Source organism: Niveispirillum sp. KHB5.9, assembly GCF_048066115.1.
In the GTDB taxonomy this organism is placed as follows: domain Bacteria; phylum Pseudomonadota; class Alphaproteobacteria; order Azospirillales; family Azospirillaceae; genus Niveispirillum.
In genome coordinates this window covers 964859-981842 of record NZ_JBLTYX010000001.1, presented here as the reverse complement: position 1 = coordinate 981842, position 16984 = coordinate 964859, and the positions used below count along the sequence as shown (strand labels likewise).

Annotated in this window: 17 protein-coding genes; 8 read left to right on the top strand and 9 right to left on the bottom strand. The window is 66.0% G+C overall.

Annotation, left to right across the window (positions count from 1 at the left end):
• The first annotated feature begins 102 nt into the window (after positions 1-102).
• Positions 103-1362: an NAD(P)/FAD-dependent oxidoreductase gene (locus ACM9HJ_RS03980; RefSeq protein WP_416570389.1), complete on the top strand. Its 1260-nt coding sequence runs from the start codon at positions 103-105 to the stop codon at positions 1360-1362.
• Positions 1363-1390: 28 nt separating this feature from the next.
• Here ACM9HJ_RS03980 and ACM9HJ_RS03975 read toward each other — a convergent pair whose 3' ends face one another.
• Positions 1391-2149: an IclR family transcriptional regulator gene (locus tag ACM9HJ_RS03975; protein WP_416570388.1), complete on the bottom strand. Its 759-nt coding sequence runs from the start codon at positions 2147-2149 to the stop codon at positions 1391-1393.
• Positions 2150-2262: 113 nt separating this feature from the next.
• On the opposite strand from ACM9HJ_RS03975, the gene ACM9HJ_RS03970 reads away from it, so the two are divergent.
• The 3 genes from ACM9HJ_RS03970 to dmpG are packed head-to-tail and all read left to right on the top strand — an operon-like array spanning position 2263 to position 5018.
• Positions 2263-3048 carry a 2-keto-4-pentenoate hydratase gene (locus ACM9HJ_RS03970; protein WP_416570387.1) on the top strand — a complete coding sequence of 262 codons (786 nt, stop codon included), beginning with the start codon at positions 2263-2265 and terminating at the stop codon, positions 3046-3048.
• 3 nt (positions 3049-3051) lie between these two features.
• Positions 3052-3993 (top strand): acetaldehyde dehydrogenase (acetylating), encoded by a 942-nt coding sequence (locus ACM9HJ_RS03965; protein WP_416570386.1) that lies wholly within the window; start codon positions 3052-3054, stop codon positions 3991-3993.
• Positions 3990-5018 carry a 4-hydroxy-2-oxovalerate aldolase gene (gene dmpG, locus ACM9HJ_RS03960; RefSeq protein WP_416570385.1) on the top strand — a complete coding sequence of 343 codons (1029 nt, stop codon included), beginning with the start codon at positions 3990-3992 and terminating at the stop codon, positions 5016-5018. Before ACM9HJ_RS03965 ends, dmpG begins: the two co-directional genes overlap by 4 nt.
• A 48-nt stretch (positions 5019-5066) precedes the next feature.
• On the opposite strand, the gene ACM9HJ_RS03955 is transcribed toward dmpG, so the two are convergent.
• Positions 5067-6470 (bottom strand): FAD-dependent monooxygenase, encoded by a 1404-nt coding sequence (locus ACM9HJ_RS03955; protein ID WP_416570384.1) that lies wholly within the window; start codon positions 6468-6470, stop codon positions 5067-5069.
• A gap of 77 nt (positions 6471-6547) precedes the next feature.
• Between ACM9HJ_RS03955 and ACM9HJ_RS03950 the strand changes: the two genes are divergently transcribed.
• A complete protein-coding gene (locus ACM9HJ_RS03950) occupies positions 6548-7183 on the top strand; it encodes a TetR/AcrR family transcriptional regulator C-terminal domain-containing protein (RefSeq protein WP_416570383.1) in 636 nt (211 codons plus the stop codon).
• Here ACM9HJ_RS03950 and ACM9HJ_RS03945 read toward each other — a convergent pair.
• The 5 genes from ACM9HJ_RS03945 to ACM9HJ_RS03925 form a co-directional block, all read right to left on the bottom strand.
• Positions 7167-9401: a TonB-dependent receptor gene (locus tag ACM9HJ_RS03945; RefSeq protein ID WP_416570382.1), complete on the bottom strand. Its 2235-nt coding sequence runs from the start codon at positions 9399-9401 to the stop codon at positions 7167-7169. The genes ACM9HJ_RS03950 and ACM9HJ_RS03945 overlap by 17 nt on opposite strands.
• Positions 9402-9572: 171 nt before the next feature.
• Positions 9573-9998 carry a hypothetical protein gene (locus tag ACM9HJ_RS03940; RefSeq protein WP_416570381.1) on the bottom strand — a complete coding sequence of 142 codons (426 nt, stop codon included), beginning with the start codon at positions 9996-9998 and terminating at the stop codon, positions 9573-9575.
• Positions 9995-10339: a RidA family protein gene (locus ACM9HJ_RS03935; RefSeq protein ID WP_416570380.1), complete on the bottom strand. Its 345-nt coding sequence runs from the start codon at positions 10337-10339 to the stop codon at positions 9995-9997. The genes ACM9HJ_RS03940 and ACM9HJ_RS03935 overlap by 4 nt, the downstream gene beginning before the upstream one ends.
• Positions 10340-10350: 11 nt before the next feature.
• Entirely contained in the window at positions 10351-11313 is a 963-nt protein-coding gene (locus tag ACM9HJ_RS03930) for a PDR/VanB family oxidoreductase (protein ID WP_416570379.1), read from the bottom strand.
• The gene (locus ACM9HJ_RS03925) at positions 11310-11774 is read right to left on the bottom strand and encodes an MOSC domain-containing protein (RefSeq protein WP_416570378.1); all 465 of its coding nucleotides are present in this window, start codon (positions 11772-11774) and stop codon (positions 11310-11312) included. The genes ACM9HJ_RS03930 and ACM9HJ_RS03925 overlap by 4 nt, the downstream gene beginning before the upstream one ends.
• Positions 11775-11949: 175 nt before the next feature.
• Between ACM9HJ_RS03925 and ACM9HJ_RS03920 the strand changes: the two genes are divergently transcribed.
• The gene (locus ACM9HJ_RS03920) at positions 11950-12570 is read left to right on the top strand and encodes a helix-turn-helix domain-containing protein (protein WP_416570377.1); all 621 of its coding nucleotides are present in this window, start codon (positions 11950-11952) and stop codon (positions 12568-12570) included.
• 3 nt (positions 12571-12573) lie between these two features.
• Here ACM9HJ_RS03920 and ACM9HJ_RS03915 read toward each other — a convergent pair whose 3' ends face one another.
• Positions 12574-12981 (bottom strand): RidA family protein, encoded by a 408-nt coding sequence (locus ACM9HJ_RS03915; RefSeq protein WP_416570376.1) that lies wholly within the window; start codon positions 12979-12981, stop codon positions 12574-12576.
• Complete coding sequence (locus tag ACM9HJ_RS03910) at positions 12982-13677, bottom strand: alpha/beta fold hydrolase (protein ID WP_416570375.1); 696 nt, start codon at positions 13675-13677, stop codon at positions 12982-12984. It abuts the gene before it with no gap.
• Positions 13678-13878: 201 nt separating this feature from the next.
• Here ACM9HJ_RS03910 and ACM9HJ_RS03905 point away from each other — a divergent pair, with 201 nt between their 5' ends.
• Together ACM9HJ_RS03905 and ACM9HJ_RS03900 are read left to right on the top strand one after the other, a co-directional pair.
• A complete protein-coding gene (locus ACM9HJ_RS03905; RefSeq protein WP_416570374.1) occupies positions 13879-16269 on the top strand; it encodes a TonB-dependent receptor in 2391 nt (796 codons plus the stop codon).
• Positions 16270-16402: 133 nt separating this feature from the next.
• Positions 16403-16864 carry an Lrp/AsnC family transcriptional regulator gene (locus ACM9HJ_RS03900; protein WP_416570373.1) on the top strand — a complete coding sequence of 154 codons (462 nt, stop codon included), beginning with the start codon at positions 16403-16405 and terminating at the stop codon, positions 16862-16864.
• Positions 16865-16984 lie beyond the last annotated feature (120 nt).

Below are 16984 nucleotides of genomic sequence, written 5' to 3'. Positions count from 1 at the left end.
CCGGGGCCGGAAGGGAGGGGCCTTGAAAGATGGTTAAGATAATAGCTTTGTCACAAAGCAATGTAAACAGCTGGCGAATGTCGCCGACGCATGGGGGCAAGGATGATGGAGCAGGGCACGGGACCGGTCGTGGTGGCCGGCGCAGGACAGGCGGCCGCCCAACTGGCGCAGTCGCTGCGGCAGGGGGGGTATGCGGGGCCGATCGTGATGATCGGCGACGAGCCGCTGCCACCCTATGAACGCCCGCCCTTGTCGAAGGATTATCTGGCCGGCAAACGGGACGCGGCGCGCCTGCTGCTGCGCAAGCCGGAATTCTGGGCGGAGCGGCAGGTGGAGATGCGGCTGGGCCGCCGGGTCATCGCCGTGGATACGACAGAGCGCACGGTCATGCTGGGCGGCGGGGAAACCATCGCCTATGGCAGGCTGGTCTGGGCGGCCGGCGGCCGGCCCCGGCGCCTGTCCTGTCCCGGCGCGGAACTGGAGGGGGTTCATCATATCCGGGCGGTGGCCGATATCGACCGGCTGAAGGCGCATCTGGCACAGCCGGGGCGGCGGGTGGTCATCATCGGCGGCGGCTATATCGGGCTGGAGGCGGCGGCGGTACTGCGCTGCCTGGGCCATGGCGTCACCCTGCTGGAGATGCAGGAAAGGCTGCTGGCCCGCGTCACATCGCCCATCCTTTCGGATTTCTTCCTCAACCTGCACCGCGACAACGGGGTGGATGTGAGGTTGGCGACGGGTGTGGCGGAACTGGTGGGCGAGGGCGGGCGGGTCACGGGTGTCGCGCTGTCCACCGGTGAGATATTATCGGCCGATCTGGTCATCGTCGGCATCGGCATCATCCCCAATGTCGAACCGCTGATGGATGCCGGGCTGGCCTGCCCCAACGGGGTCAGGGTGGATGCGTTCTGCCGGACGGCGGACCCGGATATCCTGGCGGTGGGCGACTGCGCCCTGCATCCCAACATCCATGCCGGTGCCGAAATCCGCCTGGAATCGGTGCAGAATGCCATCGACCAGGCCAAGACCGCCGCCGCCGCCATTCTGGGCACGCCGCAGCCCTATCACGCCCTGCCCTGGTTCTGGTCGCACCAGTACGGGGTGAAGATGCAGACGGCCGGGCTCTGCGCCGGATACGACGATATCGTCATCCGTGGCAGGGCCGACGCGTCGCCATTCACCGTCGCCTATCTGAAACAGGGTCGGTTGGTCGCGCTGGATTGCCTGGATACGCCGAAGGATTTCATGCAGGGACGGGGGTTGGTTGCCGTCAAGCCGCGGATGGATCGCGACAGGCTGGGCGATCCGGATATCGAACTGGGAAATCTCGGTATCCCCGACGCCGCCAGCCTGGGCATTTGAGCCGCCGCTTCGCCAGGGCGAGTCGATATCAACCGAAGGCACCTTGCGATATGCGGTCCGCCGTATCGAGAAGCAAAGTCAGTAATGTCTCATCCGGCAGGCGGTTGCGGGCGGACATCATCTGCGACACCGAAATTGCCGCGGGCGTGCTGGCATCCCGGCCCCTGACGGGCACCGCCATGCACCGCAAATCCGCTGCGATCTCCCCATCGTCCAGGGCGTAACCCCGGGTGCGGACGCGGTCCAGCTCCTCGCGCAGCAGGGCCGGATCGGTGATGGTCCGTTCCGTCAGGGCCACGAAGGGGCCGCCGGCCAGATAGGCCTCCCGCTCCTCCTCCCCCAGATGGGCCAGCAGCACCTTGCCGATGCCCGAACAATAGGCTTCCAGCTGCATGCCCACCCGCGTGAACAGGCCGCTGGCCCCGCGCCCGGTCTTCAGCCGGTAGGTGACCATGTCATTCTCCAGCGTGCCCAGCTGCACGGTGCAGCGGACCTGCACGGCCAGCCGGTGCAGCAGCGGGGCGGCGATATTGACGATCACCTGCTTCTCGTCCAGCCGGTGGGCCAGACCCAGCAGCCGGCTGCCCGCCACATGCCGGCCCTTGCCTGAAGGGGCCAGATATCCCGCCTCCACCAGGGTCAGCACCTGGCGGTGGGCGGTGGCCACCGGCATCCCTGCCAGTCGCGCGATGTCGGAAACGCTGGACCGCCCGCCATCGGCGATCACCGCCTCCAGCATGGTCAGGGTCCGTTTCAGGGACAGGATGGGGGGCGTGCCGCTTCTCATGATGTGAGAATATAGCGTGGTGCCCATCTGGCGCCAAGCGCCGGAATATCCTAAGACTTTTCAACGCAAGGATGGCGGCCGCCACGCGCCCCAGGATCAGAAGGAAATCCCCCATGGCCTCTCCCACCCATGACGAGCTGGCGCGGCGCCTGCGCGATGCCTATGCAAGGGGGGCCGTGCCGCCGCTGCGCGACGGGCTGGATCCGCTGGATGCCGACGGCGCCTATGCGGTGCAGACCCTGAATACCCGTTTCTGGCAAGCCCAGGGAAGGCGCATCGTGGGCCGCAAGGCGGGGCTGACGGCCAAGGCCGTGCAAACCCAGCTGGGCGTCAGCCAGCCGGATTTCGGTGCCTTGTTCGATGATATGCGCGTTGCCGACGGTGGCCGCCTGGACCCGTCGCGCGCCTTGCAGCCCAAGGTAGAAGCGGAAGTGGCGCTGGTGCTGGGTGCTGCCCTGACCGACCCGGAAACGACACCGGAGCAGGTGGCGGCCGCGGTCGCCACTGTCCATGCCGCCATCGAGATCGTGGACAGCCGTATCGCCGATTGGAAAATCACCTTTGCCGACACGGTGGCCGACAATGGCTCCTCGGCCTTCTTCGTCATCGCCGATGAGGGCAAGCCCCTGGCGGGCCTGGATCTCTATACCTGCGGCATGGTGCTGGAGGTGGATGGCGCCGTGGTCTCCTTAGGCGCGGGGGCCGCCTGCCTGGGCCATCCGCTGAACGCGGCGGCCTGGCTGGCCCGCACGCTGGCGGCCCGCGGGGAGCCGTTGCAGGCGGGCGATATCCTGCTGACCGGTGCGCTGGGTCCGATGGTGGCGCTGTCGCCCGGCCAGACGATCGTGGCCAAGGTCGGTGGGCTGGGTTCCTGTTCCTTCACTTACGGAAAGGTCTGATCCATGGGCAAGACCAAGGTTGCCATCATCGGGTCGGGCAATATCGGCACCGACCTGATGATCAAGGTGATGCGCCTGTCGAACATGCTGGAGATGGGCGCGTTCGTCGGCATCGATCCGGAGTCCGACGGGCTGAAGCGGGCGCAGCGCCTGGGCGTGCCCGTCACGGCGGGCGGCATCGACGGGCTGGTTTCGATGCCGGAATTCAAGGATATCGCCATCGTCTTCGACGCCACGTCGGCCGGTGCGCACAAGCATCATGACGCCGTGCTGCGGGCATATGGCAAGCGGGTGATCGACCTGACGCCGGCGGCTATCGGCCCCTATGTCATCCCGCCGGTCAATGGTCTGGCGCATCTGGATGCGCCCAATGTCAATATGGTGACCTGCGGCGGGCAGGCGACGATCCCCATCGTCCATGCCGTCAACCGGGTGGCCAAGGTGCATTACGGGGAGATCGTGGCCTCCATCGCGTCCAAGAGTGCCGGCCCTGGCACCCGCGCCAATATCGATGAATTCACGGAGACCACCAGCCAGGCCATCGTCGATGTCGGCGGTGCCACACGCGGCAAGGCCATCATCGTCCTGAACCCCGCTGAACCGCCGCTGATCATGCGCGACACGGTCTATTGCCTGGCGGAGGATAGCGACCGCCAGGCCATCGCCGACAGTGTGGCGGCGATGGTGGAGGAGGTGCGCACATATGTTCCGGGATATCGCCTGAAACAGGCGGTGCAGTTCGAACATGTCGGGTCCAACCGCCCCCTGCGCATCCCGGAAATGGGCGGGGAATTCACCGGCCTGAAGGTGAGCGTGTTCCTGGAGGTGGAGGGGGCGGCGCATTACCTGCCCGCCTATGCCGGCAACCTGGACATCATGACATCGGCGGCCCTGCGCACGGCCGAACGCATCGCCACCCGCATGCAGGAAGGAAGGACGGCATGAGCCTCGATCCGACGCAGACCAAGCTCTATATCCAGGACGTGACCTTGCGCGACGGCATGCATGCCATCCGTCATCAATACGGGCTGGACCATGTGCAGGCCATCGCCAGGGCCCTGGACCGGGCGAAGGTGGACGCCATCGAGGTGGCGCATGGCGATGGCTTGAACGGTTCCAGCTTCAATTACGGCTTCGGCGCCCATACCGACTGGGAATGGATCGAAGCGGTGGCCGATGTGCTGGAGCATGCGGTGCTGACCACCCTGCTGTTGCCCGGCATCGGCACGGTGCATGACCTGAAACACGCCTATCGTCTCGGCGTGCGGTCGGTGCGCATCGCCACCCATTGCACGGAGGCCGATGTCTCCAAGCAGCATATCGAGGCGGCGCGCAGCCTGGGCATGGATGTCTCCGGCTTCCTGATGATGAGCCACATGTCGGAGCCGGACGCCCTGGCCAAGCAGGCCAAGCTGATGGAGGCCTATGGCGCCCATTGCGTCTATGTCACCGACAGCGGCGGGGCCATGAACATGGACCAGTATGCCGCCCGCCTGGCCGCCTATGACCGGGTGCTGAAGCCGGAGACGCAGCGCGGCGTGCATGCCCATCACAATCTGTCGCTGGGCGTGGCCAATTCCATCATCGCGGTCCAGAACGGGGCCGTGCGCGTCGATGCCAGCCTGGCCGGCATGGGGGCCGGGGCCGGCAACGCGCCGCTGGAGGTGTTCATCGCCGCCGCCGACCGCATGGGCTGGAACCATGGCTGCGACCTCTATGCCCTGATGGATGCGGCGGAGGATCTGGTGCGGCCGTTGCAGGACCGCCCCGTGCGCGTGGATCGGGAAACCCTGTCGCTGGGCTATGCCGGCGTCTATTCCAGCTTCCTGCGCCATGCGGAAAAGGCGGCGGGCGAACATGGGCTGGACACCCGCTCCATCCTGGTCGAACTGGGCCGGCGCAAGATGGTGGGCGGGCAGGAGGACATGATCGTCGATGTGGCGCTCGACATGGTCAAGCGCGGCCCCTGACGGAGGTCCGACCTTGCCCGGCACCGCGAGGGTGCCGGGCCTGAAAGGTCAGCCTGGAATCGTCGCGCCGATATGGCCGTCCGGCCGTACCAGAAGGCGGGTCAGGCCGGCCAACCGCTCACGGCCCACGATTTCCAGCGCATCGACGCGGCGGCCCCTGGGGTCGGATGCCGGTGCGCCGGGCAGGCGGATGTCCAGCCAGTTGCCCTCATGCAGCAGCGAATAGAGCGGAACGCTGTCACCCGATGCCAGCCGCAGTTCGACATCCGGCAGCCGCTCGCCGACAAGTGGCGTCCCATCCGCATAGGCGATGTCGAAGGCGCAGATCTGGTCGGCCAGCAGCCGGTTGACCGGCTTCAGCTTCAGCAGGTCGTTCAGCACATTGCGCAGCGCCAGGTCCCGGCCCTTGAAGGCCACCATCACCGCCGTCTGCGCCAGCGTATTGTCCAGCAGCGCCTGGCCCACCGGATGGCGTTCGGCGTGATAGCTGTCCAGCAAACTGTCCGGCGCTTCGCCCTTGATCACCGACGCCAGCTTCCAGCCCAGGTTGAAGGCATCCTGCACGCCGACATTCAGGCCCTGGCCGCCGGCCGGCAGGTGGATATGGCAGGCATCGCCGGCCAGTAGCACCCGGCCCTGCCGGTAGCTGGCGGCCAGCCGCGTCTCGTCCCCGAAACGCGACAGCCAGAACGGGTCGCGCATGCCGAAATCGGTGCCGGCGATTTTCAGGGCCGCCTGGCGCACCTCCTCCACCGTCACCGGTTCCGACAGGGGGGCGCCCAGCCGGTCGCCATCGACGATGGCGAAGCGGTGATGCTTGCCGTCGCCCAGCGGCACCACCAGGAACCGGCCCTTGTCATTGGCGAAGGAAAAGGTCTTGGGCGGATCATCCAGGACCATGTCGGCCAGGAACATGGTGCTGGTCGTGTCCGTGCCGGGGAAGGGGACGCCTGACAGGGTACGGATCGTGCTGCGCGCGCCATCGGCACCCAGCAGGAACAGACCGTCACCGGTGAAGGCGCCGTCCGGCCCCTCCGCCGTGACATGCACGCCGGCCTCATCCTGGGTGAAGCCGGTGACGCGGCGGCCGCGGCGCAGATCCACGCCCAGTTCCAGGGCGCGCTCCTCCAGCAATTCCTCCGTCACCGCCTGCGGGATGAACAATGTGTAGGGGCAGGACGTGTCCAGGGTGGTGAAGTCCAGCCGCGTGTCCAGCACCCCGTAATGGCCCGTGGGCAGGGGGATGCCGCGCTTCAGCGCCCGGTCCAGCAGCCCGCGCATGGAGAATATCTCCAGCGTGCGCGGATGCAGCGTCAGGGCGCGCGACTGTGCCACCCGCTGCGTGCGGCGCTCCAGCACCGTGACCTTGATGCCGGCCAGCGCCAGTTCGCAGGCGGCCATCAGGCCGGTCGGGCCCCCGCCCGTGATGATGACCTGGGTCGAGAAATTCATGTTTCACTCCATTAATCTAACGTTGTTAGGGATGACCTTACACTGTTAGAGAGAGATGATGTCAACGGGGAAAAACGATGCGGCTTGACCGGGAACAGATTGTCGCGGCGGCACTGGCGCTGCTGGACGAGGTGGGGGTGGATGGTCTGACCATGCGGGTGCTGGCCGATGCGCTGAAGATCCAGGCACCCTCGCTCTACTGGCATTTCAAGAACAAGCAGGCCCTGCTGGAGGCGATGGCCGACGCGCTGATCGCACCCGTGGCGCGGGCGGTGCCGCCGGGAAGCTGGGCGGAGCAGGTGTCATCCATCGCCTGGGAACTGCGCGCGGCATTGCGGTCCCGGCGTGACGGCGCCCGGGTCTTCGCCGGCACCTTCTCCATCAACGACAATGTCATCCGCACCGCCGACCATCTGATCGGCGTGTTGATGAATGCCGGCATGCCCCGGCGGAACGCCGCCTGGGGGGCATTGACCGTCACCTATTTCGTGCTGGGCTTCACGATAGAGGAACAGGGGGCGGCGGAGCCGGGGGGCAGCGAAGGGGTGGCCCTGGCCGCCCGCCGTGCGGAATTCACCCGCTTCATCGGCGACCGCTACCCCCATGTCGCCACCTGCATCCCCGATATCTTCGACGGCGACCAGGATGCCAGGTTCCGTCTGGGGCTGGAGATGCAGCTGGCCGGGCTGGCGGTGCTCAATACCGCCAGTTGACCTCCAGCCCATAGGTGCGCGGCGCGCCGGCGAAGGCGATGGCATAGCCCAGACTGTCCAGCAACGAGGCGCCGTTCTGGACATAGGCCTTGTCGGTCAGGTTCTTGCCATAGGCCGCCACCTCCAGCCGGTCATCCTGGAAGCGCAGGGCCGCCCGCGCGTTCAGTAGGCCATAGCCGCCCTGGGCGATGGAGCGGGTATTCTGCGGGTCGTGCCAGGTGCGGGACTTGGCGCTGTAATTGATATCCAGGTGGGCCGCAGCATTTTCCGACAATGCCCCTTCCCAGGCCAGGCCGACCAGGCCGCTATATTTGGGCGTATAGACGAACTTGCGGTCCGACACGTCGCCCAGCACCGCGTCCTGATATTCGTCATAGGCGGCGTCGGTCAGGGCACCGGCACCATAGAGCGTGAAGCCGCCGCCCGCCTGCCAGCGCGTCTCCACCTCCAGCCCCTGCACATGCGCCTTGCCGGCATTGGCCGTGGGCTGGAAGATCGTGCCGTTCTGGATGGCGAAGACCTGCAGCTGGATGTCCTTGTAATCGGTATAGAAGGCCGCGAGGTTGACCGTCAGGCGACGGTCGAACCATTGCGTCTTCACGCCGGCCTCATAGGCCCAGACCTTTTCGGCATTATAGGGCTGGAGCGTGCCGACCGTGTCGGGGTCGTAATTGAATCCGCCGCTCTTGAACCCCTTGGACAGGCTGGCATAGGTGAAGATTTCCGGCGACCATTCGTAATCCAGCCCGATGCGCGGTGACAGATCCTCGAAGGTGCGGGCATTGTCGGTGGGGCCGAAAATCGTGGCACCGCTGGCGATGGACCGGTTCCAGACGAAGATCGACTTGCGTTCCGACGTGTAGCGCAGGCCCACCGATCCCGACAGCTTGTCGGTCAGGTCGTAGCTGGCATTCAGGAAGGCGGCATAGCTCTTGGTGGTGACGTCCAGCTGCTGGTCGCGGGTCTGGTCCAGCCCCAGCGGCACGAAGGCGGGCACCAGGTTGGCCATGGTCAGCAGGCCCACATCCTCCTGATAATAGAACAGGCCGCCCAGCCAGTTCAGCCGCCCGTCCAGCGCCTCTCCCGATACCTGGAATTCCTGGCTGGCCTGCCATTGGTCCATGCGGTCGGCGAAATTGCCGATGGAAAGCGGGGAGGCGTCGGCATCCGACATGCGGTCGCGCTTGATCTCGCGATAGGCGGTGATGGATTTGACGTTCAGCTCATCCCCGCCATAAGAGGCGCGCAGGAAGGCGCCCCATACATCCTCGTTGGGGGAGAAGGGGGCCAGCACCGCCTCCTGTCCGGCATCGAAGCCGCCATTCCAAATATCACCATGCACGCTCTTGGCATGGGTACCGATATCGCCGATCAGCGCCTTGATGAAGGGGGTGATCTCCGTCTGCGCCGTTTCGATGACGAAGCCGTAATAGGGCGCCGACCGGTCGCGCGACCCGTCCACCGACAGCAGGATGTCGATGTCTTCCGACGGGTTGTAACGCAGCACGGTGCGGCCCGACAGCACGTCCTGGTCATTGCCGCGCGTGCCGGTCAGGTGGTTGCGCATGAAGCCGTCATTGCGGCTGCGGTCCACCGACAGGCGCCAGAACAGCGCGTCATCGACCAGCGGCAGGCTGACCGAGGCCTTGGCGGACAGGCTGTCGTAATTGCCGTAAGCCAGGCTGGCCGCATATTCGGTGTCGGGGCCGGGCAGCTTGGAATTGATCTTCAGCGCTCCGCCGATGGTATTCTTGCCATAGAGCGTGCCCTGCGGCCCGCGCAGCACCTCCACCGAGGCGACGTCGCTGATATTGACCAGCCCGCCCTGCAGGCGGCCCAGATAGACGTCATCGACATATTGCGCCACGCCGGGATCGGCCGTGGGGCTTTCATCCGCCTGGCCGACGCCGCGGATGAAGATGAAGCCGATGCTGGAACTGTTGCGGCCCGTGGCGATCTGCAAATTGGGCGCCAGCCGGCCGACATCGGCGATATTGCTGACGGCCTGTTCGCGCAAAGCTTCCTCCGCCAGCGCCGTCACGGCCACCGGCGTGGTCTGCAACGGTTCCAGCCGCCGCCGCGCCGATACGATGATCTCCTCGATCATCAGCCCGTCGCCGGCCGGTGCCGTCTGTGCCTGGCCATTCTGCGCCGTCACCAGGGCGAGCAGCGCCACCCCGGCGCGCAGCAGCGCCGGCCTTGTCCTTTTCCCGATCATGGAACCCTCACTGTTCGAAGCCGCCGGGCGGCCATTTTGTTTATTGGGCATATTGTTGCCCTAACAACATTAGGGACAACTCTGCGCGGCTTGTCAACGGCCAAGAAGCAAAGAAAATGCCCGGCCCCCTTTCGGTGGGCCGGGCATGGAACTGCGACGGGAAATGGCTGTTCACGAGACCGGGGTATGATCAGCCATCTGTTCATGGACGGGCGCCAGCAGCGGGACCCAGGGGCCAAGGTCGCCGGTGATTTGCAACCGTCCACCGGCCTGTTGTTCGGCCCTGAATGCCGCCAGTTCCGGGCCTTCATGCAGGCTGGCGGCCCACCGGGCATCCATCCAGTCGCAGATGATCTCCGCCCCGGCCCGTTCCCCCGGCGCGGTGCCGTAGCGGATGCGGGCCCGGCCGTCGACCACATCCAGCCGCAGGGCGGGTTCTCCCGTCGCCGGCCAGGGGGCATCCGGCGGCAGGTTGTGGAAACGCTCGATCAGGGACAGGCGCAGCTCCGCCCCATGGGGATGGGCATCCAGGGCCGCCTGCAACGCCGCTTGCGCCAGTGCCAGCCAGGCGGGGCTCATGAAGGCCGGCCGCGTCATGGCTGCCGCAGCCGGGCCACGGCCTCGATCTCCACCAGGGCGCCGTCGATGGCCAGCCCGGCGATGGTGGTGGACCGGGCCGGGGCCCAATCGCCGAACCAGGCGGCATAGGCGCTGTTGAAGGTGACGAAATCGGCCTGATCGGTCAGCCAGACGGTCGTTTTCACGATATCGGCGGGTCCCAGCCCGTGCCTCGCCAGGACGCCGGCCAGATTATCCAGGCATTGCCGGGTCTGCGCCTCGATCCCGGTGGCCAGCGCGCCGTTGCGGTCGAACCCCAGCGCACCGGACAGGAACAGCAGGGAACCCGCCGCGACGGCGGGGGAGAAATGCGGCTTCATGGATATTTCCCTTAAAGATCAAGCACCAGCGTGCCACCGGAACAGCCGGAGACGCAGGGCATCAGATGTTCGGCGCGGTCCGCCGGCTTCATGATCAGGTCGCGATGGACGGGCGCGCCGGCCAGCCAGCGGGTCTTGCACACGGCGCAGACACCGGCCTCGCAGGAGGATGGCACCTCCACCCCGGCCCCGCGCAGCGCCTCCAGCATGGTCTGGTCGGGCAGGACGGGAATGGTTTGGCCGGACCGGGCCAGTTCCAGCATATAGGCCGTGCCGCCGGCGGTCCGTGGCTTGCCGCCGAACTGTTCGATATGCACCGTGGCGGGATCGCGATCCTTCGTCGCCTCCAGCACGGCGGTAACCAGGCCGCCGGGGCCGCAGCAATAGACATGCTCCCCCGTCCCCGGCCGGGCCAGCAATCCTGCCACGTCCAGCGGCGTCGCCGGCAGGGTGCGGTCATGATGCAGCCGGACGACGCCGCGTTCCATCAGCGGGGCCAGATGCCGGCGGAACGCCGTTTCCTCCGGCGTGCGGGTGCAGTAATGCAACTCGAAATTCGCCCCCTGCCGGTTCAGGACCTGCAGCATGGGCAGCAAGGGCGTGATGCCGATGCCGCCGGCGATCAGCACATGGTGGCGCGCGTCCGGTGCCAGCGGGAAATGGTTGCGGGGCAGGGAGACGGGCAGGATGGACCCCACCCGCAGCTGCGCCTGCAGGGCCAGCGACCCGCCGCGTCCATTGGCTTCGGCCTGTACCGCGATCTGGTAGCGGTTGCGGATGGCCGGATCGCCGCACAGCGAATATTGCCGGACCATGCCGTTTTCCAGCCGCACATCGATATGGGCGCCGGGCGTGAAGGGCGGCAGTTCCCAATCGTCGGGATCGGCCAGCTCGTAATGGATGACGCGGTCCGTCTGCCGTTCCATGCTGCGGACGATGGTGGTGACATGATGGTGAAGCTTCAGGATGGTCACGGCGGGGCCACCCCGTCGCCCAGGCGGATGGTGCCGCCGGTGATGATCCTGGCATGCAGCCCGCTGCGGTTCAGCAGCAGGTTGAAGATCTCCTGCCCCGTGATCTGCTCGATATGGCGGCAGGGGGTGGCCAGGCGTGTACCTTCCAGCAAGGTGTCGCCGATGCGCAAGCGTTGGCCCACCAGATGGTTCAGCGGCACGCCACGCGTGGTGATGTTGCGCCGGTGGTCGGCCACGTCCAGCACCACCTTGTGGTCGCGGGCCAGCGCCTCCAGCGTCTCCACCTCGAACAGGGTGATCTGGCGGCCTGCCTCCGGCCGGTCGGAATAAAAGCCGTCGCCGGTGGCGTAACGGTCGCCTTCGACGCCGATGCCGGCCAGCAGGACCAGATGGTCCTGGCCCCGCATGGGCAGGAAGGAACGCGGCGCCAGATGCAGGGCGTGGACGGTGCCTGACCACATGGGCCGGCCTCCTCTCTATCTGAAGTGATTGGACAACAAGTTGTCCAAAAGACATTATCAGCCGCGTTTCCCTTGTCCAGCGGAATCGGCTGATCCAGCGCTATGGACAAAAGGTTGCTTATCCGGCAGGAACGGGGGCGCCGCGGGACAAGCGGCAGGTCCGACGGGAGAGGGAATGACACGCGCCGGAAAGAAGAGTGCCGCTACGGCGGCACCGGTGGATGCCAATGTCATCGCCAGTTCCATCCATGCCACGCGGCGGCGCAAGGGCATGACCCTGGCCGATCTGGCCGAGCGCACGGATATGGACAAGGGCTATCTGTCGCGGGTGGAGCGGGGGCAGAAATCGCCGTCGGTCGGCACCCTGCTGAAGATTGCCGACGCGCTGGGCGTGCCCGTGGGCCATCTGTTCGGGGAGAATACCGATGACAATGCCGTCACGGTGATCCGCCGCACCGATCATGTGGAGATCGCCGACGATGGTGCCGAGGGGCCGGGCGCCCTGGTCCGTGCCCTGCTGCCGGCCAGCGGCAAGCGCCGCCTCAGCGTGTTCATGATCGAACCGGGCAGCGACCGCCTGTCCCAGAAGGCCGACCATCCGGGGGATGAGTTCCTCTATGTCCTGGAAGGCAGCCTGGAAATCATCTTCCCCGACCGGGTCGTGCAACTGGATACCGGTGACGCCATCCATTTCGACGGTCACCTGCGCCACCAGCTGCGGCGGGTGGGCGAGGCCCCGGCCCGCGCCCTGGTCGCGGTGGCGCAGGATCTGACGTTACGGGGTGGGGAGGAATAACCGTCAGTCCGGCAAAGACACCACCGCATCCACCTCCACCAGCCATTCCGGCAGGCCCAGCGTCTGGACACCCAGCAGCATGCTGGCCGTGACGGGCCAGGCATCGCCGAATACATCCCGCCCGGCCCCGAAGAGGGGCGCGATCAGGCCGGGATGGTGGCCTGCGACATTGATCGTCATCTTGACGATCCGTTCCGGCCCCGTCCCCAGCGCCGCCAGGGCGGCGGCGATATTGGCAAAACATTGCCGGGCCTGGGCTTCATGGCTGCCGGCACCAACCAGATTGCCGTCCGCGTCCAGCGCCACTTGTCCGGCGATGAAGGCCAGCCGACCGGCCGGCGCGATGGCGATCTGGGCATAGAGCCCCATGACCGGTGGGGCCAGCGTGGCGGGGTTCAGTTTCTCGATCATTCAAGGTCTCCCAAGGCCCGGAAGGCCGGTCAGCGCATCGGCGACAAGATCGGGATGGGTGGTGATGCCCATATGGCCGGCGGCCAGTTCCGTCACCGACCACCCCTTGGCCGCCGCTTCCGCCGCCAGCGGGCCCGAGGGGGGGAACGCCGTGAAGCGCAGGTAATGGCAGCGGCAGGCCAGCCCCTCCACCCCGTGCCGTGCCGGTTCCGCATGGGTGCGCAGCGGCATGGGGCGCAGCAGGGCCATGGCCGGATCGGCAGGATCGAGCCCCAGGAAATCCGCACCCGGCGGCGGCACCATGCCGTCCCGCGCCATGGCGGTGAAGGCGGCGGCCATTTCCGGCATCTGGTCGAACAATGACAGCCCGGCGGCGGCGAGGGGGCCGTCGATAACCACCAGATCGCTGACCCTGTCCGGACGGCTGGCCGCCACCTCCGCCGCGACCAGCCCGCCATAGGAATGGCCGGCCAGGATGACGGGACCGGGTTCGGCGAAGTCCAGCACCGACAGGATATCGGCGACATGGTCGGACAGGCCGGTGCCGGCATTGCCCAGATGCTGGCGATCCCCCAGGCCCGTCAGGGTCGGTGTCGCCACGCGCCGGCCATGGGCGCGCAATCGCCCGGCCAGCGGCCGCCAGCACCAGCCGCCCAGCCAGGAGCCATGGATCAGCAGGATAAGCGGGGTGGGCATGGACGCTTCTTCCATCATCGAATCCTGTTTCAAAGGCAACTGGTTGTCAATCCGGATATGCCTGAAACCAGTGCTCTGGGGCCATTCCTAACGCAGAACACATTTGTGCTCAACAAACTTGTTGCGCAAAAGGCAACTTGTTGTCCAAATATGCATGGGATGGCGGGAAGGCCATTCCGACAAGAACAGGGAGCCTCAAACATGTCTTGGATGAATGAACGGCGCCGGCCCTCGCGGCTGGTGCTGACGCTGTTGCTCGCCCTGGCGGCGGGCGATGCCGCCCATGCCCAGTCCGGCGAAATGCTGGAGGAGATCATCGTCACTGCCGAAAAGCGCAGCGGTGTGGCCGACCGCATCGGCATGTCCATCGCCGCCTTCGGCGGGGAAGCGCTGGAAAGCCTGCGGGTGACCGACACAAAGGATCTGGTGCAGATGGTGCCCGGCTTCACGGCGGCGGATTCGGTGGCGGGCACGCCGATCTACACGCTGCGCGGCATCGGCTTCAACACGCCCAACCTGTCCGCGACCTCGCCCGTGGGCGTCTATCTGAACGACACGGCGTTGGCCTATCCCTTCATGACCCAGCAGATGGCTTTCGACCTGGCGCGGGTGGAGGTGCTGAAGGGGCCGCAGGGCACGCTTTATGGCCGCAACACCACGGGCGGCCTGATCAAATATGTCACCGCCAATCCCGGTGATACCTATGAGGGGGCGCTGACCGCCGGGTACGGCAATTACCAGAGTTTCACGATGCAGGGTCATGTCTCCGCCCCGATCAGCGAAACCCTGGGCATCCGCGTCGCCTTTACGGCGGAGAACAGCGACAAGGGCTGGCAGAAAAGCGTCACGCATGGCGAGCGGCTGGGGGAGAAGGACCGGCTGGCCGGCCGCGCCACCCTGCAATGGAAGCCGGAAGGCGGGCTGGTGGCTACGCTGCGGTCCAGCTTCTGGCGCGACCGGTCGGATACCCAGGCCCCGCAGGCGATCTATTACCTGCCGGAAAACCCGGCAGGCACATTGGCCTTGTCGCAGATCGCCCCCTCCCTGCTGCTGGACGCGAAGAACAGCCAGGCCGATTGGGTGCCTGCCGACCATCCCGGCCCCCGCACCTTCTCCGGCCAGCGCCCGCCCTATCGCATGAATGCCGATTTCCAGGGCCATGCGCTGGACCTGGAGTATGCGTTCGACAATGGGCTGCTGCTGAACAGCTCCACATCCTATAACCGCGTCACCCGCGACGACATGATCGATGCCAATGGCGCGCCGTTCGAGATGCTGAGCTATCAGCCGCGCGGCCATGTCAATTCCTTCTCCCAGGAACTGCGCCTGTCGGGCGATGCGGAGCGGCTGAACTGGACGCTGGGCAGCTATTACGCCCATGACGACATCTTCGAGGGCATGACCGCCTGGCTGGATGATTTCTCCACGGTCCGCGTGCTGCGCGCCGTCGGTGCCATGGTTCCCAACAGCTATCAGCCCGGCCAGATCGCTCAGGGGCTGCGCGTGGATGAGGCGGTGGCCGACATGAAGACCGACAGCTATTCGCTGTTCGGCAGCGGCCAATACGCGTTGACCGACGCCCTGAAGCTGACCCTGGGTGCCCGCTACAATATCGACCGCACCCTCTTCGACGGCTGCACCCGCGATGTCGCCAACAATACCGCCCCCATCTGGAATACGGTGGTGGCCGGTGTCCTGGCGGGCGTGCCGGCCAATATCCAGCCCGGCGGCTGCATCACCTTCAACGACACGATGACGGCACTGTCCGGCATGGTCCATGACCGGCTGCGGGAGGATAACCTGTCCTGGCGCGCCGGCCTGGACTGGACCCTGCCGGACGGCACGCTGCTCTATGGCACGATCAGCCGGGGGTACAAGTCCGGCGGCTTCCCCGTCATCGCCGCCAATACCAGCCGGCAGCTGCTGCCCGTCCGGCAGGAGGAGGTGACATCCTATGAGATGGGCACCAAGCTGCGGCTGCTGGACGGCGCCCTGCGCACCAGCCTTGCCGCCTATTACAGCGATTACCGCGACAAGCAGGTGTTCGGCGTGCTGACCGACCCGCTGTTCCGCACCCTGGAACGGGTGCTGAACGTGCCCAGATCGGAGATCTGGGGGCTGGAGGCCGATGTCAACTGGCGTCTGACGTCGGGCCTGACGGCACGGGCGGCGGCGTCCTGGACGCAGACCAAGGTGCTGGACTATCAGGGCTTCGACCAGTTCGGCAATGCGGTCGATTTCCGGGGCAGCGAATTCCCCTACTCGCCGGAATGGCAGGTCAATGCCGGCCTGGACCATGTCACCGACCTGTCGGCCGACCTGTCGCTGCGCAGCACGCTCTCGCTCAGCTACCAGTCGCGCTCCCACGGGGATTTCCAGGATCTGGCCTATTACACTGTCAAATCCCGCATGCTGGTCGATGGCGGCGTGACCCTGCTGGGACCGGACGAACGCTGGACGGCCGGCATCTGGGTCCGCAACCTGTTCAATCGGGATTACTGGACCAGCGTCAATTACGGCCGCGACATGTTCAGCCGCAGCGCCGGCATGCCACGCACCTATGGCGTCAATCTCGGCTGGAAGTTCGGGTGAGGAAAGGTGCGCGACGCGACCGGGGTCTCCGGGCCCGCGGCAGCGTCGCGTCCCTGCCGTTGAAGTTGCGGATGCGCCCGGTCTATCCTTGGTCAAAATGGCAGTCGCGCCCGATCAGCAGGAAGCCGCCCCCATGAGTTTGGACAGTTTCGATGTGAAGCTCCTGTCGGCCATCCAGGAGAAGGGCGATATCACGCTCAGCGAACTGGCGGAGATCGTCTGCCTTTCCTCCTCCCAATGTTCGCGCCGGCTGCAAAGGCTGCGCGACGAGGGCTATATCAACCGCGTCACGGCGCTGCTGTCGCCGGAGAAGCTGGGTTTTGCGCTGAAATCCTATGTGGTCGTCACCCTGCGTTCGCATATGGCGGAGCACACGTCGGAATTTTCCGGCTTCGTGCAATCCTCCCCGCAGATCCTGGAATGCTGCATGCTGACCGGGGATGCCGATTACATGCTGAAGGTGGTGGCGGCCGACCTGAAGGGGTTCGACCATTTCGTGCAGGGACTGCTGCGCCTGCCCTGCATCGCCACCGTCCGCTCCTCCCTGGTGCTGCGCGACCTGAAGGAAACGACGGACCTGCCCTTGCCGCTGTGAACCTCCAAACCCTCCAGATGCAAGTTTGTTGCGTGTCACTGTAATCCTGAGGGTCGATACGCAAAGTTTCCCCACCGAATATTGGCTATAATTTATTGACCGACTGGACGGTCATAAAAT